This is a genomic window from Saccharothrix xinjiangensis, from assembly GCF_039527585.1.
In the GTDB taxonomy this organism is placed as follows: domain Bacteria; phylum Actinomycetota; class Actinomycetes; order Mycobacteriales; family Pseudonocardiaceae; genus Actinosynnema; species Actinosynnema xinjiangensis.
The window spans coordinates 300,482-326,967 of sequence record NZ_BAAAKE010000008.1 but is presented as its reverse complement, the minus strand read 5'-3'; the positions used below and the strand labels follow the sequence as shown (position 1 = coordinate 326,967).

Annotated in this window: 21 protein-coding genes, 1 tRNA gene and 1 pseudogene; 11 read left to right on the top strand and 12 right to left on the bottom strand. The window is 69.2% G+C overall.

What is annotated here, in order from left to right:
• Positions 1 to 899: IS701 family transposase (locus ABD223_RS19930; RefSeq protein WP_425563981.1), on the bottom strand; the 899-nt coding region annotated here is incomplete at its 3' end.
• A gap of 276 nt (positions 900 to 1,175) precedes the next feature.
• Here ABD223_RS19930 and ABD223_RS19925 point away from each other — a divergent pair.
• From ABD223_RS19925 to ABD223_RS19915, 3 genes are all read left to right on the top strand, one after another.
• Complete coding sequence (locus ABD223_RS19925) at positions 1,176 to 1,706, top strand: hypothetical protein (protein ID WP_344037806.1); 531 nt, start codon at positions 1,176 to 1,178, stop codon at positions 1,704 to 1,706.
• The gene (locus ABD223_RS19920; protein WP_344037805.1) at positions 1,706 to 3,847 is read left to right on the top strand and encodes a hypothetical protein; all 2,142 of its coding nucleotides are present in this window, start codon (positions 1,706 to 1,708) and stop codon (positions 3,845 to 3,847) included. The genes ABD223_RS19925 and ABD223_RS19920 overlap by 1 nt, the downstream gene beginning before the upstream one ends.
• Positions 3,848 to 4,004: 157 nt before the next feature.
• Entirely contained in the window at positions 4,005 to 4,604 is a 600-nt protein-coding gene (locus ABD223_RS19915) for a hypothetical protein (RefSeq protein WP_344037804.1), read from the top strand.
• Positions 4,605 to 4,689: 85 nt separating this feature from the next.
• Here ABD223_RS19915 and ABD223_RS19910 read toward each other — a convergent pair.
• Positions 4,690 to 5,139: pseudogene (locus ABD223_RS19910) on the bottom strand (transposase); the annotation flags it as partial.
• Between the two features lie 331 nt (positions 5,140 to 5,470).
• Between ABD223_RS19910 and ABD223_RS19905 the strand changes: the two are divergent.
• Together ABD223_RS19905 and ABD223_RS19900 are read left to right on the top strand one after the other, a co-directional pair.
• On the top strand, positions 5,471 to 6,013 hold the full coding sequence (locus ABD223_RS19905) for a helix-turn-helix domain-containing protein (protein WP_344037802.1): 543 nt from the start codon (positions 5,471 to 5,473) through the stop codon (positions 6,011 to 6,013).
• Between the two features lie 9 nt (positions 6,014 to 6,022).
• Positions 6,023 to 6,286 (top strand): integrase core domain-containing protein, encoded by a 264-nt coding sequence (locus ABD223_RS19900; protein ID WP_344037801.1) that lies wholly within the window; start codon positions 6,023 to 6,025, stop codon positions 6,284 to 6,286.
• 57 nt (positions 6,287 to 6,343) lie between these two features.
• Here ABD223_RS19900 and ABD223_RS43590 read toward each other — a convergent pair whose 3' ends face one another.
• Genes ABD223_RS43590 through ABD223_RS43580 form a run of 3 tightly spaced genes read right to left on the bottom strand, consistent with a single transcriptional unit; the run spans position 6,344 to position 7,532 of the window.
• Positions 6,344 to 6,754: an IS3 family transposase gene (locus ABD223_RS43590; protein ID WP_380648065.1), complete on the bottom strand. Its 411-nt coding sequence runs from the start codon at positions 6,752 to 6,754 to the stop codon at positions 6,344 to 6,346.
• Positions 6,658 to 7,233, bottom strand: a complete 576-nt coding sequence (locus ABD223_RS43585) for an IS3 family transposase (protein WP_380648063.1) — start codon at positions 7,231 to 7,233, stop codon at positions 6,658 to 6,660. The genes ABD223_RS43590 and ABD223_RS43585 overlap by 97 nt, the downstream gene beginning before the upstream one ends.
• Entirely contained in the window at positions 7,230 to 7,532 is a 303-nt protein-coding gene (locus ABD223_RS43580) for a transposase (RefSeq protein WP_380648060.1), read from the bottom strand. Before ABD223_RS43580 ends, ABD223_RS43585 begins: the two co-directional genes overlap by 4 nt.
• A gap of 50 nt (positions 7,533 to 7,582) precedes the next feature.
• Here ABD223_RS43580 and ABD223_RS19890 point away from each other — a divergent pair, with 50 nt between their 5' ends.
• The 3 genes from ABD223_RS19890 to ABD223_RS19880 all read left to right on the top strand — a co-directional run bounded on the left by ABD223_RS19890 (position 7,583) and on the right by ABD223_RS19880 (position 12,556).
• A complete protein-coding gene (locus ABD223_RS19890; RefSeq protein WP_344037800.1) occupies positions 7,583 to 8,056 on the top strand; it encodes a hypothetical protein in 474 nt (157 codons plus the stop codon).
• Positions 8,057 to 8,193: 137 nt separating this feature from the next.
• Positions 8,194 to 10,401 (top strand): ATP-binding protein, encoded by a 2,208-nt coding sequence (locus ABD223_RS19885; RefSeq protein ID WP_344037799.1) that lies wholly within the window; start codon positions 8,194 to 8,196, stop codon positions 10,399 to 10,401.
• A 274-nt stretch (positions 10,402 to 10,675) separates the two neighbouring features.
• Positions 10,676 to 12,556 (top strand): recombinase family protein, encoded by a 1,881-nt coding sequence (locus ABD223_RS19880; protein ID WP_344037798.1) that lies wholly within the window; start codon positions 10,676 to 10,678, stop codon positions 12,554 to 12,556.
• Between the two features lie 29 nt (positions 12,557 to 12,585).
• Here the strand turns inward: ABD223_RS19880 and ABD223_RS19875 are convergent.
• The 5 genes from ABD223_RS19875 to ABD223_RS19855 all read right to left on the bottom strand — a co-directional run bounded on the left by ABD223_RS19875 (position 12,586) and on the right by ABD223_RS19855 (position 18,709).
• Positions 12,586 to 12,668: transfer RNA gene (locus tag ABD223_RS19875), tRNA-Leu, on the bottom strand.
• Between the two features lie 969 nt (positions 12,669 to 13,637).
• The gene (locus tag ABD223_RS19870; protein ID WP_344037797.1) at positions 13,638 to 14,840 is read right to left on the bottom strand and encodes a putative PEP-binding protein; all 1,203 of its coding nucleotides are present in this window, start codon (positions 14,838 to 14,840) and stop codon (positions 13,638 to 13,640) included.
• A 124-nt stretch (positions 14,841 to 14,964) separates the two neighbouring features.
• On the bottom strand, positions 14,965 to 16,779 hold the full coding sequence (locus tag ABD223_RS19865) for an FAD/NAD(P)-binding protein (RefSeq protein ID WP_344037796.1): 1,815 nt from the start codon (positions 16,777 to 16,779) through the stop codon (positions 14,965 to 14,967).
• 78 nt (positions 16,780 to 16,857) lie between these two features.
• Positions 16,858 to 18,123, bottom strand: a complete 1,266-nt coding sequence (locus ABD223_RS19860; RefSeq protein WP_344037795.1) for a DUF6239 family natural product biosynthesis protein — start codon at positions 18,121 to 18,123, stop codon at positions 16,858 to 16,860.
• 4 nt (positions 18,124 to 18,127) lie between these two features.
• On the bottom strand, positions 18,128 to 18,709 hold the full coding sequence (locus ABD223_RS19855) for a hypothetical protein (protein ID WP_344037794.1): 582 nt from the start codon (positions 18,707 to 18,709) through the stop codon (positions 18,128 to 18,130).
• 774 nt (positions 18,710 to 19,483) lie between these two features.
• On the opposite strand from ABD223_RS19855, the gene ABD223_RS19850 reads away from it, so the two are divergent.
• Positions 19,484 to 20,209 carry a helix-turn-helix transcriptional regulator gene (locus ABD223_RS19850; protein WP_344037793.1) on the top strand — a complete coding sequence of 242 codons (726 nt, stop codon included), beginning with the start codon at positions 19,484 to 19,486 and terminating at the stop codon, positions 20,207 to 20,209.
• 140 nt (positions 20,210 to 20,349) lie between these two features.
• Here the strand turns inward: ABD223_RS19850 and ABD223_RS19845 are convergent, their stop codons facing one another.
• Together ABD223_RS19845 and ABD223_RS19840 are read right to left on the bottom strand one after the other, a co-directional pair.
• Positions 20,350 to 21,384, bottom strand: coding sequence for an enediyne biosynthesis protein (locus ABD223_RS19845; protein ID WP_344037792.1), 1,035 nt, complete (start codon positions 21,382 to 21,384; stop codon positions 20,350 to 20,352).
• Positions 21,385 to 21,389: 5 nt separating this feature from the next.
• Entirely contained in the window at positions 21,390 to 23,351 is a 1,962-nt protein-coding gene (locus ABD223_RS19840; RefSeq protein ID WP_344037791.1) for a CRTAC1 family protein, read from the bottom strand.
• A 691-nt stretch (positions 23,352 to 24,042) separates the two neighbouring features.
• On the opposite strand from ABD223_RS19840, the gene ABD223_RS19835 reads away from it, so the two are divergent.
• Together ABD223_RS19835 and ABD223_RS19830 are read left to right on the top strand one after the other, a co-directional pair.
• Positions 24,043 to 24,873, top strand: a complete 831-nt coding sequence (locus ABD223_RS19835; RefSeq protein WP_344037790.1) for a p-hydroxycinnamoyl CoA hydratase/lyase — start codon at positions 24,043 to 24,045, stop codon at positions 24,871 to 24,873.
• Positions 24,870 to 26,411 carry an AMP-binding protein gene (locus ABD223_RS19830; protein ID WP_344037789.1) on the top strand — a complete coding sequence of 514 codons (1,542 nt, stop codon included), beginning with the start codon at positions 24,870 to 24,872 and terminating at the stop codon, positions 26,409 to 26,411. Before ABD223_RS19835 ends, ABD223_RS19830 begins: the two co-directional genes overlap by 4 nt.
• The last annotated feature ends 75 nt before the right edge of the window (positions 26,412 to 26,486 follow it).

Genomic DNA, 26,486 nt, shown 5'->3' with positions numbered 1-26,486 from the left:
AGGAAGCGGGATCGCATCCGTCCGGTGGGGTTGGCGGCCGTCTTGTGGGAGCCGTGGCGCCAGACCACGAACCGGCCCGCCGCCCGGCCCGCGCTCATGGCCAGAGTCTTCAGATCCGCCGCGGGTTCGGGATAGCGCGGTACCGGCCGGCGGCCGATGCCGCCGTAGTCGGCCGTCACGGGCATCGCCGAGGCCGGGTGGGCGCTGGTGTTGGAGTGCACGGCCAGCACGTAGGTCAGGCCGCGTTCGGTCAGGCCGAGCCGGAAAGCGGTGGTGTCGCCGTAGCCGGCGTCCGCGACCACCGGCCGCGCGGGCAGGCCCCAGCCGGCGAGTTCGTCGAGCATGTCCAGCGCCAGACGCCACTTCTCCCGATGCCGCACCGCGTCCGGGATCGCGCACCGCTTGCGGCGGACCCGGACTTCCGCAGCCTCGGCGGGGTCGTCGGCCAGCCGGTCGTCCCAGGACTCGGGAAGGAACAGCCGCCAGTCCACCGCCGCCGACGCCCAGTCCGTCACCGCGTGCACGCTGACCCCGACCTGGCAGTTCGCCGTCTTGCCCAACGCACCGCAGTATATCCGCGCCACACCCGGCGAGGCGTTGCCGTCCTTGGGGAAGGAGGTGTCGTCCACCACCCACGCGTCCGGGTCCACGAACCCGCCGGCCCACACCGCCAACCGGCGCCGCACCTCGACGTGATCCCAGGTCGACGTGGTGACGAACTGCTGCAACTGCTGGTGGTCCACGCCGAGGCGTTCGGCCATCGGCTGCATCGACTTGCGCTTGCCGTCCGACAACAGGCCACGCAGATACAGCTCGCCCTTCGCCCGCTGGTCACGCCGGGCGAACCCGCCGAACATCCCAGCGGCGAACCCCTCGATCACCGGGCGAACCCGATCCATCTCCTCCGGCCTCACCCGACAAGAAGATCACACCGCCCACACATCCCATCACTCGACCTAACAAAGTCCTACTAGGCTGTGTAGCCAGTCGCGGGAGCAGCCGAGGGTTCCTCTGAACCGCATCGCCCTTCAACGCCCGCGACGCCGTCGATGAGATCGTCTCGGCGACGAGTGGCTGCGCCATTTGATGGAATGAGTGTGTAAAGGGTGCGAGTGGTAACGTCCTTCTGGTAGTTGTAGAACGACCCAGGGTTGATAGCGGATGCAGGGGAGATCATGGAACCGATCAGCATCACATTAGCCGGTGCGATTGCAGGGCCGGCGTTCGCTTTCCTGTTTGGGCGGTTGACACGTCTGCTCGACAATCGCGTCTCCAAGGCCGACGCGAACGCTCTCGAGCTGGAAGCAGAAGAGATCGAGACACCCGAGGTTGTGCAGGGGGTGCTGCAGCCCTTGCGGGTCGACGAGGATCAGCTGGAACGGCGTCTTGACGAACTCGAAGAGCTGGCCGGGCGCCTGGGGGTGTATGACCGCAATCCTGACCGTATTCAGAGCGAGGACGACAAGCTGCTCGAGAACATGGGACGCCTCCGAAATCACCTAGAATGTATCTACGGACAACGCATCACCTTCGTCGGTGAACGACGGCCAATCTCGGGAAGCCGTGTCGACCAGTCTGTCGACGTCGTCGAAGGCGACATGACCGGTATCGATGGGAAGAGCGTCCGAGGTGCGCACGTGACCCAGCGTTCCCAGCACATCCCGGCTGGCGGCAAAGTCATCGGTATCCGGGCTGATGAGGTGTGATGACCGAGACCGCGACGGAGGGAGCCTACCCGGCGGCGGTTCACGGGGAGCCCTCGCATGCGCCTGAAGAAGTACTAGATGAGATTGTCGAACGCCGCACCACGATCGAACAGAACGTCGAGCGTAACGAAGGTATCGTCGCTGCGATCTACCAGAACGTCCAGCGGATCCTGGCTCATCACCAACTCAGACCTGAATATGTGAATGAGCTTGCGCTTACTCTAGCCGAACCGCTACGTTTTGCTGAATCGAGAAAAAAGCTTTTCGAAAACAACATTGTTGTGTTGGTCGCCGATGCCGACTGCGGTCGGCACCATACCGCAGTCGCGTTGCTGGCGCAGTTGGACGGCGTTGAACCGCGTGAGGTGCGTCGTGAAATCAGCGACAATCTCGACTTGGGTGCGCTAGAAATTGAAAGTAATAAAGGATGGCTTCTGGACCTACGAGGTGAGTTAACCCTCGATGATGCGTTCGGGCGCCACCTGTTCGCCTTCAGGACGCAATTGAAGAGCCGCAACTCTTATCTCGTGGTCGTCGTACCTTCCGCACTGTGGCGTCGCGCCAGCGAGGGGGCGGGCGACATCGCTGTTTTTCTGGAGTCAGTGTCTGCCGCGGATATTGTCACAGCCCACCTTAGGTACAGTCACATCGAGCCTGGACCTTACGTAGGGGACGAGCAGATCAAGACCTACCTCGCTCACGCCGGGCCCTCGGAGGCCGTGCGCTGGGTGGAAAACATCCGGTCAGCGGAGTCGCTGGAGGCGCGTCAACTTCCCGGGGCGCAGCAGAACGATGGTCCAGAAGATGCTCAGCGGCATCGCGTCGAGCTCGTGCTGCAACTGCATGGCAGATGGCGTAGCGAGCTGCTGAAATGGCATCAAGAAAATACCGGCAGTCGGGAAAGGCATTTTCTGCTGGCTGCGGCGGTCCTTGAGAGATTGTCCGCCGGGCTTGTCTTCACGACGTCAATGAAAACACCCCATGTGCTCGGTGAGGACGAGCCGGAAGCTCGAGGTCTCGCAGGGCCGGGAATCCTGGAACTTGTCGATGTCATCGGTGCTCGACTCGAGAGTGATGACACTGTATCTTTCGTGCGACCCGACTACGCCAACGCCGTTTTGGACTACTTCTGGCTCGACAGGCAACACCTGCGAACGGAATTCGCCGAATGGCTGTGTCGACTACCGATCGAACTCGCGGATGACAAGCACCTCTCGGGCCACACTCGTCATGTCGTCCAGCGTATAGCCGACTATGCACTGCGCTGGACGGTCGAACACAAAAACACTTCCTTGCTGTGGCAGGTGATTCGCACGTGGAGTCAGCGCTCGATTCTGCGGGAGGTGCTTCCATTACTGCTCACCGTGGCCGCGTTGGAAGAATCATTCGGGAGCAAGGTTCGCGAAGAGATGCTCACTAAGGCACGTTCAAGCAGTGAGACGCCGGAAGTGAAAGCGCTCATCGCCGATGTATGTGGCGGGGACATGGCAGAACTGCATCCTACGGCCGCCTTGTATCGCCTCGCCGAACTCGCACAGTTTTCTGACGAGCAGGTCACCGCTGCGGTTACCAGGTCAGTAGAGCGGCTCTGGAATATCCCTTCCTTGAGAAGGCGTTTGACGAAGACGGTGGCCGTATGGTGTAGCTCCGAACATCCAGGCCAACGGCAGGCAGGTGTGTACGCCTTCCTTTCCCTGGCTTCCTTGCAGGCTGGCGACCTGCAGATCCCTGAGCTTCTCTCCGGTGATTTGGAAACGTCGAAGTCGTTGTTCGACGAATGTGGTCAAGGCTGGCGAGCGGTCTTTAATCTTCAGCCCGAGAGCGAAGACCGTGTCGGCGCAGTGCTGTACCTGTGGGTGAGATCCGCTTGTGTCGTTCCGGAGATCTTGGAGCCACTGCAGAAGATCCTGCACGCAGCCGTGAGTGGGCGCGAGGGACGGCAAGTCGATCTACGTGCGATGATCTACTTTAACAACGTGTTCATGATCGGGGATCGCACACGAGTGGATCACATTTCCCCGGAGTTCAGGGAAGTGCGTGACAAGATAGCGGAGTATATTTTCGCACGTCATCCGCAGTTCGACGTACTCCGCCAACCCGTCGTTCCTGTAGAATCAGTCGGCACATCACCGCATGTTTAATCTCCGTCAGGTTCGCCACTCCAGCTTCATTAGAGCGCTGCCCAGCGCCACTGCAGGGTTCACCCTACAGGCGCACTTCGATGTGCACTGGAAACCAAGGGTGGGACGTCGACGGCAACGGCATCCGGAGAACGCTCTGCACGAACTGGTCACGACCATGGCCGCCAAGAGCGTCTCCGACATACCGGCGGGCAGGCTTGACGCCGCGCAGGACGCCATTCTGGCAGCTCTGGGGAGGCTGACCCACCTCGCTCAGCATGACGTACAGATTCTGAACGCAACCGTCACCCTCGAGATACCGGAGGACCAGCAGCACCAGCTCTACGCCTATAATGAGCAGCGCCGTCGGGAAGAGCTGGCGGACCACCTGCAACGACTCACCCTGGCGCGCATTGACCAGTTCCGCTCCGCAGTCCTGGCTGATCCGGCCTCGGCTATGACTTACTGGTTCATGATGCACCCCGAAGATGTGGACCCCGGCACCTACCACAAGATCGAGCAGCTCCACCACACCATCGCCCGGCACGACCGGTCATCGGGCTGGTTCCGCGCCGCCAAAATTCTCGAGGACTTCGTGCGCGAGTTGAAGCCACCGGAGAAGGTTGCTGTGGTGCAACTCCTGGCTGATGTCCTTGTCAAGTTCGATTATCCCGACCAGGCGCAGGAGTTGCGTGCCGTGGTCAGTCCGAGCCCGACGGTGGCAGGAACTGCCCCCGATGGCTCGTCCGGCCGCGACGTGCGAGTTGCGCATGATTAGTCGATCTAATGAAGGAGCAGTTGCGCGTACCGCCGTTGCCCTCTGATGGCTACAGAGGTTAAAAGAGCGACGGCGGTTGGCATGGTCATGGTGTCGTCGTGAGGGTCAGTTCGGTCTGGGTGAGGCAGCCATCGAGCACGTCGGGCCGGTACTGGATTTTCTTAAGTTTGCGTTTCACCACCCGTACCAGGTGGTCGAGGTCGGCTGCGGCAAAGTCGGTCAGCGACCGTTTGAGCAGCGACCACACTCCTTCGGTCGGGTTCAGGTCCGGTGCGTAGGACGGCAGATGCACCACGTGCAACCAACCCCGGTTGGCGGTGATGAAGTCGGTCAGCTCGTGTGTCTTGTGGACATTGAGGTTGTCCCAGATCCACACCGTCGGAGCGTGGAGTTGTTTGTGGGTGGCCACGGTCAGATCACGGTAGTCGGCCCAGGGGAAGCCGCGCCGCTCGCCCTTGCGGCCATGCCACAGACGCAGCCGGTAGAGCAGACGCGGCCGCTCGCCGGGCTTGAAACACAGCACCCCGGCCATCGTGTGCCGCTCGAGAAGTCATCGTCGCTGGTAGAGCAGGGGTATCAGCGTGTTGAGAGCATGTTCGGGTGATCGTGTCCCTGCTGTACCAGACGACCCGGAAGCTGCTGTCCGTCCCGTCGGCGCTGCTGCGCAGCGATGCCGCGAAGGACGCCGAGCTGCTTGTGCTGCGGCACGAGAATGCGGTCCTTCGTCGGCAACTGGCGGGTCCGGTCCGTTACAAGCCTGCGGATCGATTCTGGTTCGCCGCCCTGTCCGGACTGGTGGACCGTCGCCGTTGGCCAGAGGTCTTTCCCGTTACGCCGGGCACCCTGCTCGCCTGGCACCGCAGGTCGTGGCCCGCAAGTGGGACCACACCGCGCGGCGACGCACCGGACGTCCACCAACTCGAGCGGCGATCAAGTCGCTCGTGGTGCGGCTCGCCAGAGAGAACCCGCGGTGGGGTCACCGGCGGATTCAAGGCGAACTGGCCCGGCTCGGCCACCGGATCGCCCACTCGACGGTCTGGCAGATCCTGCACGACGCGGGCATCGACCCGGTGCCACGCCGCTGCGGCCCGAGCTGGCGCGAGTTCCTCACCGCCCAGGCCCAGGGCATCATCGCGGCGGACTTCCTCCACCTCGACACCGTGCTCGGCAAACGTCTGTACGCACTGGCGTTCCTCGAACACGCCACCCGGCGCCTGCACATCACCGGGGTCACCGCCCACCCGACCCAGGCATGGACAACGCAGCAGGCCAGGAACCTCGCCGCCGATCTCGGACACCGGACGCCGTCCCTGCGCTTCCTGATCCGCGACCGCGACGGCAAGTACGGCGAAGCGTTCGACACCGTCTTCCAAGCCGACGATCTACACGTGCTCCGAAGCGCGCCGTAGGTACCTCGGATGAACGCCCACTGCGAACGGGTCATCGGCACCATCCGACGCGAGGCACTCGACCACATCCTGATCACCGGTGAGAGCCACGCACGGCATGTCCTCAAGACCTACGAGGACCACTACAACCGACACCGGCCCCACCAGGCCCGTGACCAACTACTACCCGAAGCCCAGCAGCACCCCACCGCGGTACACGACCTCGACACCCACAGACTGCACCGCACCCGCATCCTGGGCGGACTCATCAACGAGTACAGATACGTCGCTTGACCAGCAACGATGACTTTGGGGTTGACCCGTTCTGACGGACAGGGTCGATGAGTGTGGTCAGGCTACCCGGTCCACCGGATGGTGTCGGGTGGCTTCGTAGGTGGCAGGGCTGAGGTAGCCGAGGCTGGAGTGTAGGCGGCGGGTGTTGAACCAGCCCTCGATGTATTCGAAGATCGCTTTGTGCGCCCTGGTCCTGGTGGGCCAGGGCTGTCGGTCGAGCAGTTCGGCTTTGATGGTGGCGAAGAACGACTCGGCGACGGCGTTGTCCCAGCATTGGCCTTTGCGGCCGACCGACAATCGGACGCCCAGGTTGTCGGCGAGGGTGGCGAGCTGGGCGGATGTGTACTGGCAGCCCCTGTCGGCGTGGAAGATCACGCCGGGCTCGGGGCGTCGTTGGCGCACGGCGTTGTCGAGGGCTTGGGCGACGAGGTCGGTGCGCAGGTGGTCGGCGGTGGCCCAGCCGACCACGCGTCGTGAGGGATGTCGATGACGGTGGCCAGGTAGAGCCACCCCTCCCAGGTGTGGATGTAGGTGATGTCCCCGCACCATCGTGTGTCGATATCCGTTGCGACACAGGAGAAGTCGCGTCGGATCAGGTCCACTGGAATGGTCGCGGCGGGGTCGGGGACGGTGGTGGTGCGCCACCGCTTCGGTGCGCGTCCCGCACGTCCTCCCTGTCGTAGGAGCCGGGCGACGCGTTTGCGGGAATGCCGATGGCCCTGGGCTTGCAGCTCGGCGTGCACCCTGGGTGCGCCGTAGGTGCCCTTGGATTCGTCGTGGATCGCGACGACCCGCGCGGCCAGGTCGGCGTCCTGTCGTGCGTGGTCGGTGGGCGTGGCGGTGCGGCGGGCGTAGTAGGCGGACCGGGAGACCTTCAGCAGCGTGCACGCCCGATGGACGTTGCCGCCGCCCGCTCGCTCCGCCTCGATGAACGGGTACACGTTCACCGGATCTCCTTGGCGAAGAAAACCGTGGCGCGCTTGAGGATCTCCACGTCCTCCGACAACCGGCGATTCTCCCGCCGCAGCCTCGTGAGTTCCTCGCGTTCGTCGGTGGTCAACCCGTCGGCGCGGGTGCCGGCGTCACGTTCGGCCTGCACGACCCACTGCCGCACCGCGGTCTCGGTCAGGTCGAAGTCCTTCGCGACCTGACCCACCGAACGGTCACCCCGCGAGCACAGCTCCACGATCTCGGCCTTGAACTCCGGGGTGAACGACCGCCGAGGCCGCCGCTTCTTCCTGCCCATGGGCTCCATGATGGGACATCCCTCCGGGGACACGCGTCCCCTGATCTCGGATGTCCGTCAGAACGGGTCAAGCCCAGCTCGGCCCGCTGGAAGCCGACATCGTCCACGACGAACGACTCCTGCTCCTGGGTGCCGAGGCACTGGCTCACAGCGGCCGACACGTCGACATCACCGCCTGGGCCGACCACATCGCCACCCGCATGCGCGACCTCAGCGGCGGCACCGGCCTCTCGACTCCCACCCAGACCCGCCTGCACCACCTCGTCACCCACCCGCCAGGCCCCACCACACCAACCCCGCACAACAGCACACCCACAGGCACCAACCGCGAATCCAGCGACCTCGGCACCGGGGACATGGTCTCCAGCCACCACGAGGGTGTCAGCGGGGCCGGTGGTCGTAGTACGACTATTCACGGTGGCGTCAACGGCGCGGCATGGGGCATCACCATCGGTGCCGCTACCGGCGACCACCTCACCATCAGCGCACCACCCCAGACGGGAGAACCGGACAACCCTCGCTAGCCGACGCGGACCACGGGCACACCGCGTCGGCGGCCGACCCGCCCCGCCCCGACACCACCCCGGCCGCTGGCACCGCGGTGACGACGAGCATCCACGGTGACCTCGTCGCCACCGATCACGGTGCCGCCGTCGGTGTGGTGCACGGCAACCTGAATCTGCACCCGCCACCGCCGCGGCCCGCGCCGGTCATCCCGCGGCAGCTGCCCGCCGCACCGGGACTGTTCACCGGCCGGAGGGCGGAACTGGCCCGTCTGGACCGCGCCCTGACCCACGCCGCCACACCGCAGGAACCAGGCACCGACGCGCAGGAACCGACCACCGCAGCCCTCACCACCGACCCGGCAGGGGCGGGGCAGGGCGCGACGGTGCTGGTGTCGGCGATCGGTGGTGCCGGGGGCATCGGCAAGACCTGGCTCGCCCTGGCGTGGGCACACCGGCACCTGGACCGGTTTCCCGACGGACAGCTGTTCGTCGACCTGCACGGCTTCAGCCCCACCGACAACCCTGCGCAGCCGGCGGTGGCGGTGCGCGGCTTCCTCGACGCCCTGGAAGTCGACCCCAACCGCATCCCCACCGACCTCGACACCCAGGCCGCGCTGTACCGCAGCCTGGTGGCCGGGCGGCGAATGCTCATCGTGCTGGGCAACGCCGCCACCGCCGACCAGGTCGTGCCGCTGCTGCCCGGCTCGCCGTCCTGCACGGTGCTGGTCACCGGCCGTCACCGGCTGGACTCGCTGATCGACCGGCACGGCGCCCGACACCTGCCCCTCGGCGCCCTCACCTACGAGGAGGCCCGCGGCCTGCTGGCCGCCCGCCTGGGCGCCGACCGCGTCGCCGCCGAACCCGAGGCGGTGGACGAGCTGATCGGGCTGTGCGGAGGTCACCCGCTGGCGTTGTCGATCACCGCCCGCACCGCCGAACCCCACCCCGACGTTCCGCTGGCCGAGACCGCCGCCGAACTACGCGACCTCGGCCTGGAGGCACTCGACCACGACACCGACCCCGCCGCCAGCCTGCCCACCGTGCTGTCCTGGTCCCTGCGCCACCTCACCGACACCCAACGCACCGTGTTCGCGCTGCTGGGCATCGCCCCCGGCCCCGACACCACCCCGCCCGCCACCGCCGCCCTCACCGGCACCCCCGACAGCACCGCCCGCAGGACGCTGAACGGACTGGAGAACGCCTCACTGCTGGAACGGCGACCGGGCGGCCGGTACGCCATGCACGACCTGGTCCGCCGCTACGCCACCACCACCGCCCACACCACCCTGCCCGAACACGTGCGGGAAGCAGCCCTGACCCGGGTGGGGGACTTCCACCTGCACACCGCCCACACCGCCGCCCGCCTCCTCAACCCCCACCACACGCTCCTGCCGCCCGAGCCGCCCGAGCCGCCCGAGCCGCCCGAGCCGCCCGAGCCGCCCGCGCCGCCCGCGCCCGGCGTGCACCCGCACCCGCTGCCCGACACCGCCACGGCACTGGCCTGGATGGACGCCGAGCACGCCACCCTGCTGGCCACCCAACGCACCGCCGCCACCCTCGGCCACCACCACACCGTCTGGCACCTCGCCTGGAACCTGACCACCTTCCACCACCGGCGAGGACACCGGCACGACGCGATCACCACGTGGCAGGCCGCACTGGAGGCCGCCGACCACCTGCCCGACCCCACCACCCGCAGCCGCGCCCACCGGTTGCTCGGCCGTGCCTGCTCCTGGCTGGGCCTGCACGAACAGGCCACCACCCACCTGAAGCAGGCCCTCGACCTGGCCATGCGCCACCACGACCCCGCCGAACAGGCCCACACCCACCATGTGCTCGCGATCGCCTGGGAACAGCGGGGAGATGACCGGCAGGCTCTGGAGCACGCCCACCGCGCCCTCGACCTCTTCCGCGCCCTCGACCAGCCGGTGTGGGAAGCCGACGCGCTCAACGCGGCGGGCTGGTACGCCGCGCGGCTGGGCCGGTTCGATACCGCCCAAGAGCACTGCCAGGCCGCCCTCACCCTGCACCGACACCACCACAACCCCAAAGGCGAGGGGGAAACCCTGGACAGCCTGGGCTACATCGCCCACCACACCGGCGACCACCACCAGGCCATCGACCGCTACCACCACGCCCTCACCCTGCGCCGCGTCCTCGGCCACGCCTACCTGGTCGCGGGCACCCTCGACCGCGTGGGCCATCCTCACGCCGCCCTCGGCCGGCACGAGCAGGCCCGCACGGTGTGGCGGGAAGCACTGGAGCTGTACCGGGACCAAGGCCGCGACGCCGACGCCGAGCGCGTCCAACGGCAGCTCGACGAGCTCGACCACTTCACCAGCGCCAACCCGGACAGCGGTTGAGCGGTCGACCTGGGGTAGGTCGGCGTCGGTGCGCGAGAGACTGAAGCCGACGTCAAGCTGGCGGCAGCGCGGTTCCGCGCTATCGAGCAGCGACTTGCCGTGGGTATCGACGCCACCAGGCAAGGTCAGATACGCGTATGCCGCAGCTGTTCAGGCAAGCACAGGCGGGTCGGGCTGCTCCGATTGGGCGTATATCTGGGTTTCTTTGTCATCGTGGCGAAGGTGCCTCGTCACCTCGGCGTCCAACTCCCGTTCCGATGTCGAGGACCGCGCCATGTCGGTGTCCGCTCTGTCCCGTCCGACCACGCTTGCCGAGTGGATCGCAGCCATGGTCCCGCCGGGCATCCCGGCCATGGATGCGACTCCTGTCGGCAGTCTGCGGTTTCTGTTCTACGGTCGGGCTTCCACTCGTGAGCACCAGGACCCGCGCACGTCGCGGGCGTGGCAGCTGGATGTGTCCCGTAGGTTGACCGGCGGGCACGGCAGGTTTGTGGGGGAGTACTTCGAGGTCGGGTGTTCTCGTCAGGTGCCGTGGCATCTGCGGCCTCGGGCGGCGGCGATGCTGCGCTACATCGCGGCCAACGCCGACCAGGTCGACGCGGTGGTGGTCGGAGAGTACGAGCGTGCGTTCCTCGACGGCGCTCAGGTGCGCGAGCTGCGTGCGGTGTTGGAGCGGTACGGGGTGCAGCTATGGCTACCGGAAGCTGAAGGGCCGGTGGACTTCGACAATCCTGCCCATGAAGCGTTGCTGTCGTTGCTGGCGAAGCGTTCGCTCACGGAGGTGCTGCGTTCCCGGCACAGGGTCGTCACCGCGATGCGGATGCAGACCGTCGAGCAGGGGCGCTACCTGGGCGGCAGGCCGCCTTACGGCTACCGGTTCGTCGACGCCGGGCCGCATCCGAACCGGGCACTGGCGCGTCGCGGGGTGCGGCAGCAGCGGCTCGTGCCGAACCCGTTCACCGCCCCTATTGTGAAGCTGATCTTCTCCTTACGTCTGGCCGGGCTCAGTGCTGCGGGCATCGCCCGTCACCTCAATGAGCAGGCCGTGCCCAGTCCGTCGAGGGCGGACGCGGAACGCGACCGGGGTCGGGTCGATCGAGGTTGGTCGCTGCGTACGGTGGTGGAGATGCTGGGCAATCCGCGCTACACCGGTCGTCAGGTGTGGAACCGCACGAGCGCCGACCGCGCCACCCGCTCGCCGAGCGGGCGCCGGACCAGCGTGCGCAACGAGCAGTACGCCTGGGCGATCTCGACCCGCATCGCCCACACGCCACTGGTGTCCGAGCAGGACTTCGTCACCGCCCAGACCGTCCAGGCCACCAGGAACAGCACCCAGCAGGCCGATACCGATGGCGGTGAGCACGTCTACCTGTTGGCGGGCCGACTCCAGTGCGGGTTGTGCGGGCGGAAGATGGACTCGCACCGTTCCCACGGCCGTGCCGCCTACCGTTGCCGTCACGGCCACAACACCGCCCGTACCCGACCGGAAGGCGCGCCGGGCAACCTCTATCTGCGCGAGGACCACCTGCTCGGCCGCATCGCCGCACACCTCACCGCCGTGGGCGTCGCCGAGGACCCCGGCCCGGAGCAGACCGCACGGCTGGTCGACGAGCTCGATCTCGTCTTCCGCTGCGACACCGCCGGGGTCGCTCTGCTCGACCGCGGTACCACCGGGCGAGCACGCACACCACGCAGGCGTCTGGCACCGCAGCCCGTCCATGGCAGGTCCGCGACCGGAGATCGTGGAGAGGCAGGTGAACAACTCCTGCTGGCCTTGAGTTGTGCGACGGCTTCGGCGGCGGATCAGCCCGACGCGCCCGCAGGCCGGGGCGATGCACCGGCTGGCAGAACTCGTCCCACGCGCCAGCCTCTCCGGCGACCGATCCACCCCGCAGTGCCCCGGCGTCGGCACCGGCAGGCCGGGTTCCAGGTCGCCCTCGGCGCCACCGGTTCGCGGGACGCCTCCCCGGCCGGCGAAGCTGGGTATCCGCCGCCGGGCCAGCACGGCCGTAACCGCGGTCGACAGGTCGTGGGACGAGCCAGCCGCCGCCCACTGCTCAGGCCCTCGCACCGTCAGACATCCTACGAGCAACGACCATCAGGTAGGGTCGAAGCAGCGTCGGGAAACATAAAGCCCCACGAGACTCCCAGGTGACCTGGAAATATCTCGCGGGGCAAATTATGTGTCCGAGGGGGGACTTGAACCCCCACCCCCTTTCGGGGACTAGCACCTCAAGCTAGCGCGTCTGCCATTCCGCCACCCGGACCCCTCGGCTCTCGCCGTGGTGTGAGCATAGATTACATGATCGTTCCCTGTTGCCAAAATCGGGGTTGTTGTTCTGTGTTTGGCCAGGTCAAGAGGTGTGTTCCCAAGGGCGGTCGGCGTCGGGGCTCGCTCGCTGCGGGGGGTGTGCTGTTGTGAGCTGCATCGCTCCGGGTGAAGTGTCCGGCGGAGGTTGGAAGCGATGTCCGGTAGATGGCCGCCGTCGGTGGTTCGGTGATGGCGAGCGCGGTGATCAAGTGCGCCGGCTGCGGGTGGTGGCATGTGCAGGTTCCTCGTCGCTGTCGATCTGCGGGAGTGTGGGCGACGGTGTGGCTGCTGTGATCCTTGTGAATCGGGCTCACTTGTCACTGTGGGCGATTAAAAGTTGTCTCTGTGTAACGACTGCTCGGCTGTGGGGCCTCGTGCAGGAAGTCGCGCGCCTCGGCGGCCTGCTCCCTGGTGGAGCTCGGGGAACCGAGCAGCACCAGGACATGCTCTTCCGTCGTGGTATCCCCAAGGTCGCGGGCCAGTTGGAGCGCTTCCCGGTGGTAGGCGGCGGCCTTCTCGTGCTCGGCAGCCTGTTGGTACGCCTCGCCCGCCCGGAACAGGAAGGTGACTTCGAAGCCCGTCTCCCCGGTGCGGGGGGACGACCCGCAGCGCGCGCTCGTGCGAGTCGACCCCCATCAGCGTGTTGCCCGTCTCCACCATGATGCGAGCACTGGTGTGTAGGCACGCGGCGATGCCGACTCAGTCTTCTCCGAAGCGGTACTTGGTGTGCGCCAGATGCGTGTGGTGCTCGGCTTCAGCGAAGTTCCGACGCTGGTGTGGGCACGGACGGGGATCGTGCCGCCGGCGCCTCGGTAGGTCTCATCCGCCCGGCACGGATGTTCGCCTGGACTGTGGTGTCGACGATGCAGTGGGTATGGGTCGCGGTCGCGTCATGGGCCGGAACGGGACGTTCATGCCGTGGTGCTCAGCGCGCCGGGACCGGGGTGGCCAGGTGGCGGGCCGCCTGGTGGAGTTCGGCGGTGCACATCATGAGCCTGCGGGTGGGCAGGTGGCGGACGTAGTGGTCGGCGTCGGCGCCCAGGGCGAAGACGTGGACCGGGACGTTGGTCCGGCGGCCTGCCTCTACGGCCTGGGCCAGGGCGGCCAGGACGGCGGGGTGGCGGGTTTGGTAGATCGAGGCCACCAGGTGGTTGCCCCGGTCGGCGGCCAGGTAGAACTGGATCAGGTCTTTGGTTCCTATGAACAGTTCGCTGGCGCCCGCTTGGCAGAAGTCGGTGGCCGCGTGCACGGCCGCGGGGGTTTCCACGAAGACCCCCAGTCGGGTGTCGTCGGTCAGGCCCAGGTGGCGGCGCAGGCGCAGGAACTCGGTCAGGTCGTTGATGAAGGGGACCGCGAAGGTCACCCGGTTGGACTCCGGGCCCAGGTGGTGGCGCAGGTGGGCCCTCAGGGCGCGGAAGGCGTGGGGGTAGAGGCGCTCTTCCAGCAGCCAGCGGGCGCCGTGGAGGCCCAGTTCGGGGTTGGGTTCGTCGTCCACCCTGACGTCGGTGGTGATCTGGGCCGCGTCGTCCGAGCGGAGGTCGAGCAGGCGCATCACCAGGGTTTGGTGGGGGAGCAGTTCCTCGACCATCGCGCACAGCCCGGCGGCTATCCGCGTCCCGTAGCGCTCGGCCTCCGTGACGCCCGCGCGCAGGGCGTCGATGGGGCTGAGGTCCGCGGCGAGGCAGGCGAACTCCTCGCGGATGAAGAAGCGGTTCACCCGTTCGAGCTGGGTGACGGTGTTGGTGGACCGGATGTCGGTGGAGTCGGCGATGACCACGCAGACGGAGTCGACGTCCTCCAGGGCGTCGAAGCCCGCGTCGGGTGCGCGGGGCGCGGGGATGGCGCCGGAGAGGAGCACCGACGCCCGGTCGAGGCTGATGGTGACCTCGCCGGTCAGCAGGGGCAGCGCTTCGGGGGCTACGCAGAGCACCGGGATGCCCCTGGACCGGCACAGGGACTGCATGTGGCCGGTTCGGCCGCCGCGGGTGCAGACGACCGCGGTCGAGCTGACTATCGCGTCGTAGAGGTCGGGGCTCAGGGTGTCGACCACGAGGATGGAGCCGGGGGTCGGTCGCCTGGTGCGGTTGCACGTGCCGTGCACGCTCGTCTTGTTCGGATTGACGAGCAAAACCCCTGGTATCTCGCGAAGGTCCACGGGAGTCCTCTCACCTGATCACGGTCGGCTCGTGAGTAGAGAGTGGCAATCGCGTGGCGGTGACCGCATCTTCTCCAGTGCTGTTGGTGATCGGCCGTCACGGAGCGGAGCCGGCCGGTTCGTCGAGGCCGAGCCGGGCGCGCAGGTCGCGCGGTGTCACGGAGAGGTCGTTGAGCCTGGTGGTGGCGGCGACGTTGACGGCGTGGCGCAAGACCTGGTCGGGCAGGGGGACGTGCCGGCGCAGGGCGGTGATGCCGGTGTCCGATCGGGACGCCCAGGTCTCGTGGTCCCGGCGGGTGCGGGCGGCCATGCGGCGCACCTCCAGCGCGACCGCGCGGGTGAACGCGGCGCGCACGTCGGGGTCGGGCGAGTCGGCCGGGGTCGTGGTGCCGTCGTGCTCGTCGTAGCAGAACTCGATGCGGCGCAGGACCGCCGCCGCCACGCCCACCGAGTGGTTCTTGATCGCGGCGAGGTTGAAGGCGAACGCGCCGAGCCGGCCGTGGCGGATGATCTCGTCGCCCTCGCGCGGGCCTCCCACGGCGGAGATCGGGCCGGACGGTGCGCCGTCGGGCCCGAGGAGGGCGCCGGAGGCGTCGACCTCGATGCCGCGGCCGGTGCGCGCGTGGGGCGTGGCGATGCCCTTGCGCAGGAGGTTGCGCCACAGGGGCGAGCTGACGCGGGCGTAGTCGGGTTCGCGGCCGAAGTTGGCGATCACCAGGTCGGCCTCGACGACGCCGACCGGGTCGACGGCCAGCGCCAGGGTCCCCGAGCCGGTGGGGGTGATCCGGTCCACCCGGCCGGTGATCAGGTCGACCTGGCCGCCCGGCGTCATCGCGGCGTGGACGACCTCGGTCGTGTAGGCGACGGCGCTCACGCGGAGCGTCGCCAGCAGGCTGCTGTAGCGGTCGAGGAGGGCGCGCAGGTCGTCGGTCGGCACGCGGGCCAGGACGGGCGGGAGGTGCGGTTCCCAGGCCTTGGCGATCCGTTCGGAGACCACGGCCGCCGGCACGTCGGGGTGCCGGCGGGCGAGGGCGGCGCCGGCCCGTTCCCACTCCTCCCGGATCAGCCTGACCAGGTTGTCGCGGCCCTCGTAGGTCTTGCCGCCCAGCCGGGGCGCGGACAGGGGCAGGACGCGGTGCCGGTGGTCCTCGGGGTAGGTGCGCAGGGTCAGGCCGGAGCGGGAGATCATGCGGATCCTGCCGGTGTGGCCGCGTCGCAGCAGGAGGGCGGCGACGTCGTAGGCGCTGAGCAGGGTGCCGATGACGACGACGGTGGAGTCGGGCGGCTGGGCGAGGATGCGTTCGACGGCCCGGCCGGAGTAGGGGTGGCGGAGGAAGGCCGGGTGGTCGGCGACCTCGGTGGCGAAGGGGAGTTCGCGTTCCTCCAGGCCGGTGGCGATGACGACGTGGTCGGCGCGGACGGTGGTCCGCCCGGCTGCGCCCTCGATGGTCGCGCGGGCGCCGCCGGCCTCGACGTCGAGGTCGACCACCTCGCCGTCGACCTCGCCCAGGGTGACGCCCGGCGACGCCTCGCGGGCGGCTCCGGCGAGGCGTTCGGCCAGGTAGTCGGCGTAGATGCGGCGGGGCGCCGGCCCGGACTCGGTGAACACCGCGTCGGACCACTCCGGCGGCCAGTCGGCGCGGTCGGCCTCGGTGTTGGCCCAGGTGACGAAGTCGTCGACGTCCTCGCGGAACAGGGCCATGCGGCCGGCCTGGATGTTGAAGACGTGGTGCCAGGGGTTGCCCTCGCGGTGGTAGGCGACGCCGGCGCTGCGGTGCTCCGGTCGCCGTTCCACGAGCACGACCTCCAGCGGTTCCCGGGCGAACCGCAGGAGGCGGACGGCGGTGGCGGTGCCGCCCAGGCCGGCGCCGACGACGACCACGCGCCGCCGGGCTTCGGGGAAACGCGCCATGGTGCTCCTGTCCGCGGGCGAGGTGGGGACCGGTCGACGCAGGCGAAGAAGATTCACGTCGATGGTAGCCCAACGACGTTATCCAACAACACGCCGCGCCGGGGAGCCTCCTCCCGCCCTCGGGTCCGCGGACGTCCCGGTCCACGCGGCCAGGCCGGCACCGGTCGGCCGCTCGCCGGGGAAGGCGTCCGCCAGTGCCCGCGCGTACCGCTGACCGTCCGGTGTGGACAGATCGGGCGGGTGCAGCCACGGCGCCAGGTGGTCGCCCCGCGGCTCGCCCCCGAGCACCAGCACGTCCCGGGCGGTGGGCAGGACTTCGACGACCAGGCGGGCCGCCTCCTCCCGCACGACCCGCTCCGCCGCCGCCGCGCGCCGGGAGGAGTCGGACGCGATCGCGAACGGGCCGCCGATGGCGGCGACCTCGGCCCGCAGCGCCGCCGCGTCCGCGTCGGTCAGCTCCGGCCACGGCAGGTCGCCGCGGGCGCCGGCGAGCTTGGCCGCCAGCACCGCCGAGGCGTAGTCGGGTCCTTCGGGACCCCGCACGTCCGGGCCGGTCCACGTGCCCGCGCCGGTGTCGACCACCACGGTGGTCCGCTCACCCGCCCGTTCCAGCCACAGGTCGCCGCGACCCCGCGGTAGCCACACCAGCGCCCACCGGCCGCTCGCCGCGGGGCGCGGGCGGGCAGGCGCCATGGCGGTGGGCGCGTTGCCGACCAGCAGGTCGGCGTCGCCGGTGTGGACGAGGTTCCAGCCCGGCATGTGCGGCACCACCAGGACGTCCACCGGCCCGCCCCGCAGGGCCACGCGGGTCAGCAGCGGGTCGCCGGCGGCCGGCGCGTCGAGCCGGCCGGCGATCGTGACGGAACCCAGGCCGGTCAGCAGCGCCAGGCCCAGCGCGGCCCCGACCAGCCGCACGTCCGCCGCCGGCGGGCACAGCGCGAGCCACGCCACGCCCGTGAACGCCGCCATCAGCGCGACGTAGGCGAACGACGAGGGCGGTCCGGAGAACCACGCGCCGGCCGCGGCGGTCGCGAGCACGGCGGCCGCCGCGACGCACCGGCCCAGCACCGGGTGCTCGCCCCGCAGCACCGGCGGCAGCACCAGGAGCGCGATCAGGGCCACCGCGGCGGGCCCCGGCATCCACGACGCCCGCGCCGCGAGCAGCACCGCGATCCCGCCGAACGCCGCGGCGCCGGTGACCGCGCGCCGGACCGGCAGCCCCGCCGCGGCGGGCGCGAACGGGCGCACCAGCGCCCAGGCCGCCACCGCGGTCGCGGAACCGAGCAGGAGCAGCCTCAGCAGGGTGAAGCCGAGCGGCAGGCCGACGGGGGCGTGGTCGTGCACCGGCTCAGGCGGTGGCGCCGACCGGCAGCGCGCAGGAGCACCGCATCCCGGCGCGCTCCTCGCGCGTGGGCCGCATGTGCAGCACCATGGCCACCACCATCGGCACGAACACGACGAAGTTGTAGAACAGGTGCAGCTCGACCCGCGGCACGACCAGCTGGATCACGCTCGTCGGCACGGGCCGGCCGAGCAGGTTGGCGCCCGCGGACGCCTGGATGATCAACAGGAGGTGCTCGATGTGGTGCCAGAACTGGAGGCCGAGCGCGATGGTCCACCACTTCTTCGACCGGCCGACGAACCCCTTGCGGAGCGCGAACAGGCCGATCAGCATGACCAGCGCGTAGCCGTAGTGCATGACCTCCGAGGTGACCAGCCACGGCGCCCACATGCCGAGCACGCCCCGGGCCTGCGGCGTCGGCCAGCCCAGGCCGTAGATCTGCACCGCCTGGGCGATGTGCTCCGCCCAGTGCGCGACGACGACGAAGAGGAAGGCGTACAGCGCCGGCCGGTGCCACCGCGTGTTCAGCGACGCGGTCAGCGATCCGGCGGCGACGGGGGCATGGGTGTGGATCTGCTTCTGGGCCACGGTACCTCCTGCTGCGCTCGGCCCGGGGGCCTCCCCGGTCCGGGCTGGTTTTCGGTTTCCCGATGCTCCGAACGTCTCCGGGCGCGGGCGTCGCGACCGGAACCGGTCGCCCGGTCCGCGCATCGGTGCGGCGACCGCCCCCGCACCCGCACGCACGACTGTATGGGCGCCCGCCCGCCCGTCCTTCTTCGTGCGTGCGGTGTTCGGGGGCGGTTCGTGGAGAAAACGGTGCCCCCAAGTGGTCGATCGGACCACGCGCAGGGGTCCGTTTGCCCGATCCGGCGCTCGCAGGATGCCCGGGATGGGCGATCCAGCGCGTTCTCGGAGGCCTCGGAGGTGATGGCGACAGGGTGTTAGTGCGTGTTCACCCGGAAGGCCTATTTTGCATCGCATGCAGGAGGATTAAATGTTTGCACTGTCACCCTCCGAAAAAAGCAGGTATGAACGAATGCAAAGGTTACGGTCAGGTTGACGAAATGATCATGGAAGGCCCTCGTCACGGTCCGTCCGCGCTGCTTGCAAAGGCTGTCTATGGCCTGGTAACTTCCGAAAAATCGGAAGCCGATGGTTCGCCGGGAAGCTGTCGGGTGAGCTTTTGAGCGTGAAGTGGCGAGAGTCGCTCGGCAGTGTCCCGGTCGGTCCGGTCGGTTCTGGGGACAAGTTCGGAAGCAGTGCCCCGGCGCTTGTCGTTCTTTTCAGCTCTTGTCGGATCTGCGATGTGGGGTCGTAGTGGAGGACACGGTAGAACGGGCGGTAGGGCGAGTTGTCGAATTTATGTACGAAAACCTGAGCGAACAGTTCACCATCGACGACATGGCCAGGACCGCCATGTACAGCAAGTTCCACTTCTCCCGCGTGTTCCAGCGGATCACCGGCATCTCGCCGGGGCGCTTCCTGTCGGCGATCCGGTTGCAGGAGGCCAAGAGGCTGCTGGTGTGCACCTCGCTGACGGTCACCGACATCAGCCACCGGGTCGGCTACACCAGCGTCGGCACGTTCAGCTCCCGGTTCCGCAGCAGCGTCGGCGTCTCGCCCACGGTGTACCGCCAGCTCGGCGGGTTCGCCTCCGCGGTGCCCACGGCCTGGCGCGGCCAGGGGACGCACACCTCGACGCTGCACGGCCGGATCGTCCCGCCCCGGGAGGCCTCGTCGGGGCTGACCTTCCTCGGGCTGTTCCCCGATCCCCTCCCGCAGGGCGCGCCGATCCGCTGCTCGGTGCTGCACCGGCCCGGCCCGTACCTGCTCACCGACGTGCCACCCGGCACCTGGTACCTGATGGCCAGCTCCGTGCCACCGGACCGGGAACCCGCGATCGACTGCTCCCACCCCCGCGGCGAAGCACCGAACGTCGCCTGTTCCGACCCGATCACGGTCCAGGCGGGAACCCCGGTCGACCAGGTGGACCTGCGCCTGCGCCCGCTCGGGGCGTTCGACCCGCCGATCCTCATGGCGCTGCTCGACCTCCGCTCCGCCTCCCTCGCCGCCGGAGCGGCGAGCTGACCCGAACGCGATCGGACCCCGGGGACCGCGCCGCAGGGCGGGCCCCGGGGTTTTCGCTCCGCGACCCCGCCGCGGAACGCGCGGAAGGGCGGCGAGCCGGTCCCGGGTGACCGGCTCGCCGCCCTCCGCGCTCCCGGGGCTCAGGTCCGCACGACCCCGCCCCCCGTCAGCGCGCCGTTGCGCGCCGGGTCCGCCGAGGACCGCTCCGCGACCTGCCCCTCCGCGACCTCGCCGGCCGCGACCTGCCCCGTCCCGACCTGCTCCGCCGGGCGCCACTCCCGGCTCCGGTCCACGAAGTGCAGCGCCCACAGGAAGCCGCCGCGGATCAGGCACACGATCGCCGTGGCGAAGAAGATGCCGTAGGGGATGCTCATGCCCATCAGCAGCCCGTACACGGCCGCCACGCCCGCGCCGAACGCCACCTGGGAGGCGGGCCGCGAGGGCGACGTGCCCGGGTCGGTCACCATGTAGTTGGTGAACAGGATGAACGCGACGCCGGTCATCATGCCCAGCCCCGACGGGATCGACACGTCCAGCAGCACGCCGCGCACCACCGCCTGCAACGCGAACCCCACCAGCCACGCCATGATCAGCCAGAGCCGGTTGGTCAGCATCCCGTTCAGCATCGAGCCCGCGACCAGGATGACCAGCGGGATCACCCAGTCCCAGAACGTGCCCACGTGCTCGGTGAAGTGGTACGGCGGCGCGATCGACGCCCACGGGAACACCAGCAGGATCACCGCGATGCCGAAGTTCGACGGGTTCATGTAGTGGCGCAGCCGGCCGCGCACCGGCGCCCGCAGCACCCACTTCGCCCCGACCGCCACGGTGACGCCGAAGATCATCACCCAGACCTGGTCGTTGACGTAGGTCAGCATGTTCACCGCCAGCGCGGTGATGTGCGCCGGGTACAGGAACTCGACCACGCCCCGGACGCCGCCGCCGGCGAACCGCGGCGCCCGGCCCTCCTGCCGGGCCGAGACCAGCTCCAGCCCCATCTCCACGGCGTAGGCGGTGGCCAGGGCGAGGAACGGCCACAGCCACGGCTGCTCGAAGCCGAGCACGGTGTAGCCCAGGACGTTGAACACGCTGATGGAGATCGCGAACCGCCGCAGCGCCGTGATGATCTTGGCGTCGTGCCGCGGCGGCGCGGTCGGGGTCGTCGTGTCGGCCATGTCGGTCACTTCTCCTCGGCCCGTTCGCCGAGCAGCACGTCGTGCCAACCCGGCCTCAGTGTCATCTCCTGCCGGCGCACCTCGCCGCCGCGGTCGCGCCACGTGATGCGCGCCCGCACCGGCCCGTCCTCGGACCCGAGCCCGAAGTGCACCTCGTGGCTGCGCTTGCCGGAGTGCCCGCTGCCGCCGTCGACGCGGTTGACCAGCGTGCGGCCCGACGCCGTGGTGACCTCGACCTGCGCGCCGATCACGGGTGAACCCGCGCCGGGGAACGACCCGGAACTCACCCCGGCCCCGTGCGTCAGGCGCAGGCCCAGGAACCCGCCGGGGGAGTCGGCGGTGTTGCGGTAGAAGACCGGGTCCTCCCACTGCCGGGAGACCGCCATGTCCAGCCTGCCGTCGCCGTCCACGTCACCCGTCGCGATGCCGCGGGTGGGCACCGGCACGTCCAGGTCCAGCGACGGCGACACGTCGGTGTAGAAACCGCGGCCGTTCCTGGCGAACAGGTGGAACCGCTGGTGGCCCGCCACGTCGTCGCCGGGCCCGACCACCGGCCACCACATCGGGTTGGCCAGCAGCGCGTCGTTCGCGGTCGCCAGCTCCTGGAGCTGCGGCCAGCGGTTGACGTCGCCCTTGACGAAACCGGTCGCCTGCGCGACCTCCAGCTCGCCGTTGTTGTCGAAGTCGACGAGCTTGACGTCCCAGCCCCACCCCGACCAGGCCAGTTGCAGCGGGCCGCTCTCGTCCTCCCAGACCGCCTCGCCGGCGGCCAGCGCGGAGGAGACCGCGGCGGGGTCGTCCTCCGTGCTGAGGAACGCGAAGTGCGACTCCTCGATGCCGAACGACGTGGTGATGTTGCTGACGTACATGTCGTACACGCCGTCGCCGTTGAGGTCGCCGAAGTCGACGCCCATGCCCTTGAACGAGTCGATGCCGACGTTCTTCGACCGCGGCTCCAGCGGGCCGCGCGAGCCCTCCACCACCCGGAACGCCGGCTTCCCCGGCGTGGACTCGTTGTGGAGCAGCCGGTCGGGGCCGAAGTCGTTCGCCACGTACAGCTCCGGCAGCAGGTCGCCGTCGACGTCGTTGGAGCCGGACGCGAGGGTCCAGCCGCGCGAGGCGTCCGACGGGATCGCGCCGGGCGCCTCCCGGAACAGCGCCGAGGGCTCGTCGCCCGCCGAACCGCCGGCCCAGAGCAGCAGGTGGTCCGGGCCGCCGTTGAGGGCGGAGGACATGGAGGCGTTCATCTCCACGCCGGTGCCCTGCGACGGGTCCAGCACCGGGCCGTCGGGGAAGTAGTTGCCGATGTAGACGTCGTCGTGGCCGTCGCCGTCGAAGTCGGCCACGGTCGCGGAGTTCGAGTTCCACTCCGGACCGTCGTAGCGGCCCGACGAGGCGCCCGGGACCAGCTCGGTCGCCCGGTAGGAGCCCGGGCCGAGGCCGGCGGCGTCCGCCCTGGCCAGGTGCAGGATCGGGGTGCGGCCCCACAGGTAGACCAGCAGGTCGACCCGGCCGTCCTCGTTGAAGTCGCCGGGCACGCAGCCCATGGGCGCCATCACGTCGTTGACCGGCAGCGACCCGGGACCGAGCGCGAACGGCTCGTAGCGCCGCTCCTTCCCCGGCTCCGGCGCCGGGGTGACGATCACCTGGTCGACGCGCACGTCCACGTAGCACAGGTCGTTGGCCAGGCCGTCGCCGTCGAGGTCGTTGAGCGCGACGGCCGAGCCGACCGAGGAGATCCAGGCGTCGATGTGCCGGTAGCGCTGGTTCACCGCGCGGATGGACCGCTGGGTGTGGCCGCCCGGGAGGGCGACGGTTTCCGGTGCGAAGCCGAAGCGCGACGCGAGGTCCTGCTTCTCCTGCGCCGACACCTCGGGCAGTCGGGCCACCAAGAACGTGGCCGCGACGAGCACGAGCGCCATGACACCGGGCAGTTGCCTGCGCAGCCATCTGGCTGTGGAGGTCACGAGCTGACTCCTTCCTGGCGGGCGGGGTTCCCGCGGCGCGACGCCGCGGCCGGGTGTGCGCGCACGCCTTCCCGAGCGCGGTCCCGGCCGCGCCCGGGATAACCGGATGAAGGGAAAGCGGAAAGGCGCGCCGGGCGCGGACCCGAATGACGCGGGCCGCGCCACCGGGGAACTCACCCGTTCGGCGTCGACCCGCGTCTCGACCGCGGGGGTCTGGTCAACTGCGCCGGCGACCGGGTGGTCGTCGGGATCCCGCTGTGCGGCACGCGCAGGGCAGTCAAGCTCGTCCCCGATTCGGTCGGTCGTCTCCGACAAGCGAACGACAAAATTTTTGCAGAGCGCTCCTCGGTGCTGCTACTCCAAACTTGCTCACGCTCGTCGCCCTAATAGGCGAGCTCGTGCCGGTGCTCCGATCGGGTATTTCGGAACGACATCAACGCTGCTCGGCATCGGTACAGAAGCCGGCACGGCGGCGGTGCGCAGCTTGCCGGCAGTGGTCCGGCTGCCGACGTACGGGCGTATTACCCCTGCGCTGCCCGGGTGGTTTCAAAGTAGCACCAGTTACCTTTGCAAAAGGTGCTGGGGCGGGCATTGTCCGGTCAAGGCAAGCCGTGAGAAGCCATACCATTGTCGATCATGTGATCCTCGTGCCGCCGCTCGTGTACGCAGTCCGACCGGAAGTGGGGCACGGATGATCACGCTCGAAACCGTCAACCTGGAGATCGAAGGCCCGAAAGCCACCGTTCACCTGAATCGCCCGGACAAGAAGAACGCGATGAACCCCCAGATGCACCGGGACATGAACACCGCCCTGGACCGCATCGAGGAGGACGGCGGCGTCAAGGCGGTCGTCGTCACCGGCGTCGGCAACAGCTTCAGCTCCGGGATGGACCTGGAGGAGTGCTTCCTGCGGCCCTTCGACGACCCGCAGCTGTTCTACCGCACCAACCTGGTGGCCCTGAAGTGGTTCCAGCGCCTCAAGGCGTTCCCGGCCGTGACCATCGCCAAGGTCAACGGGTTCGCGTTCGGCGGCGGGTTCCTGGTCACCGGGCTGTGCGACCTGGCCGTCGCGGACGAGGCGGCGCTGTTCGGCCTGTCCGAGATCAACTTCGGCATCTTCCCGGCGGGCGGCGCCACCTGGGCGGCCACCCACAACCTGGCCCGCAAGCAGGCGCTGTACCACATCCTCACCGGCGACACCATGACCGGCCGCGAGGCCGAGAAGCACGGCCTGGTCAACAAGGCGGTGCCCGCCGCCGAGCTGGACGCCGAGACCGACCGGCTCGTCGCCAAGATCGTCAACAAGAACCCGGTCACGCTGCACCTGGCCAAGCAGGTCTACGAGCGCACCACCGAGCTGGACCTGCCCGCCGCCATCGACTACGACCAGGCCAAGCTGTGGGAGCTGTCCCGGCTCAGCGGCAACGAGTGGATCAACGTCGCGCTCCGGCAGTTCGAGAAGCGCAGCTACCAGCCCGGCCTGAGCACCTACAAGCGCGCCGAAGCGGACGTGAAGCCGTGATCGTCACCGGCCCGCCCGTCGAGATCCCCGACACGTCGCTGACCTCGTTCGTGCTGGAGCGGGCGGCGCGGCACGGCGACGCGGTCGCCATCGTCGACGTCGACGGCGCCACCCGGTACACCTACGCCGAACTGGTGACGGCCGTGCGCCGCGCCGCCGCCGGGCTGCGCGCCCGGGGCTTCGGCAGGGGCGACGTGCTGGCCGTGCTCGCGCCGAACGTGCCCGAGTACCCGATCGTGGTGCACGCGGCCGTCGCGGCGGGCGGCGCGGTGGTCGTGCTCAACCCCCTGGACACCGCCGACGACCTCGCCGCCCGCCTGACCGAGGCCGGCGCGCGGCTGCTGGTGACCGTGCCGGCCGAGGCGGACAAGGCGCTGGAGCTGACCCGCCGCACACCGGTCGACGAGGTCGTCGTGCTCGGCGAGGCCGCCGGCACGACGCCGTTCTCCGCGCTGCCGGTCGACGGCCCGCCGCCCGAACCGGACGTGGACCCGGCGGAGGACATGGCCGCCCTGCTGCACTCCAGCGGCAGCACCGGTCACCCCAAGGGCGTCGTGCTGACCCACCGCAACATGATCGCCAAGGCGCTCCTGACCAGCCTCGTCGCCCCCAGCGGCGAAGGCGCCCGGGTGCTCGCCGTGCCGCCATTCCACCACGCCTTCGGGCTGACCATGATGATGAACGCCAGCCTCGTCCAGGGCTCGACCATGGTCACCATGCGGCGCTTCGACCCCGAGGCGTTCCTCAAGGCGATCCAGGACCACCGGGTCACCCACCTCTACATCGTGCCCACGATGGCGGTCCTGCTGGCCCGCAGCCCGCTGGTCGACCGCTACGACCTGTCCTCGCTGCGCTCGATCGTCTCCGGCGGCGCCGCGCTCGACCCGGCCGTCGCCGACCTGGTCCGGCGGCGCGTCGGCTGCGACATCGCCCAGGGCTACGGCCTCACCGAGTCCATGGTGTCGTTCATGCAGGACCGCGTGCCCGCGGCGCCCGCGTCGGTCGGCCGGCCCGCGCCCGGCGTCGAGTGCAAGGTCGTCGACGTCGACACCGGCGAGGTGCTGGGGCCGGACCGGGACGGCGAGGTGCTGATCCGGGGCCCCCAGGTGATGAAGGGCTACCTCGACGCCGAGGAGGCCACCCGGCGGGTGCTGGAGCCCGACGGGTTCCTGCGCACCGGCGACCTCGGCCACGTGGACGCCGACGGCGAGCTGTTCCTCGTCGACCGCATCAAGGAGCTGATCAAGTACAACGGTCAGCAGGTGTCGCCGGTCGAGCTGGAAGCCGTCCTGCTGACCCACCCCAAGGTCGCCGACGCCGCCGTCGTCGGCGTGCCCGACGAGCAGGCCGGCGAGGTGCCCAAGGGCTTCGTCGTGACCCGCGAACCGGCCACGCCCGAGGAGCTGATGGCGTTCGTCGCCGAACGCGTCGCGCCCTACAAGAAGATCCGGCGGATCGGGTTCGTCGACCGCATCCCGCGCACACCGGTCGGCAAGGTGGAGCGCCGCACCCTCAAAGAACGCGACAACGCGGCCTGAGCCCTTTTCCGGCGAGAGGCCAACCTCGGAGAAGCGGGGACCCCGGCACGCGGGGAATCTGGAAGTCGGGGATCC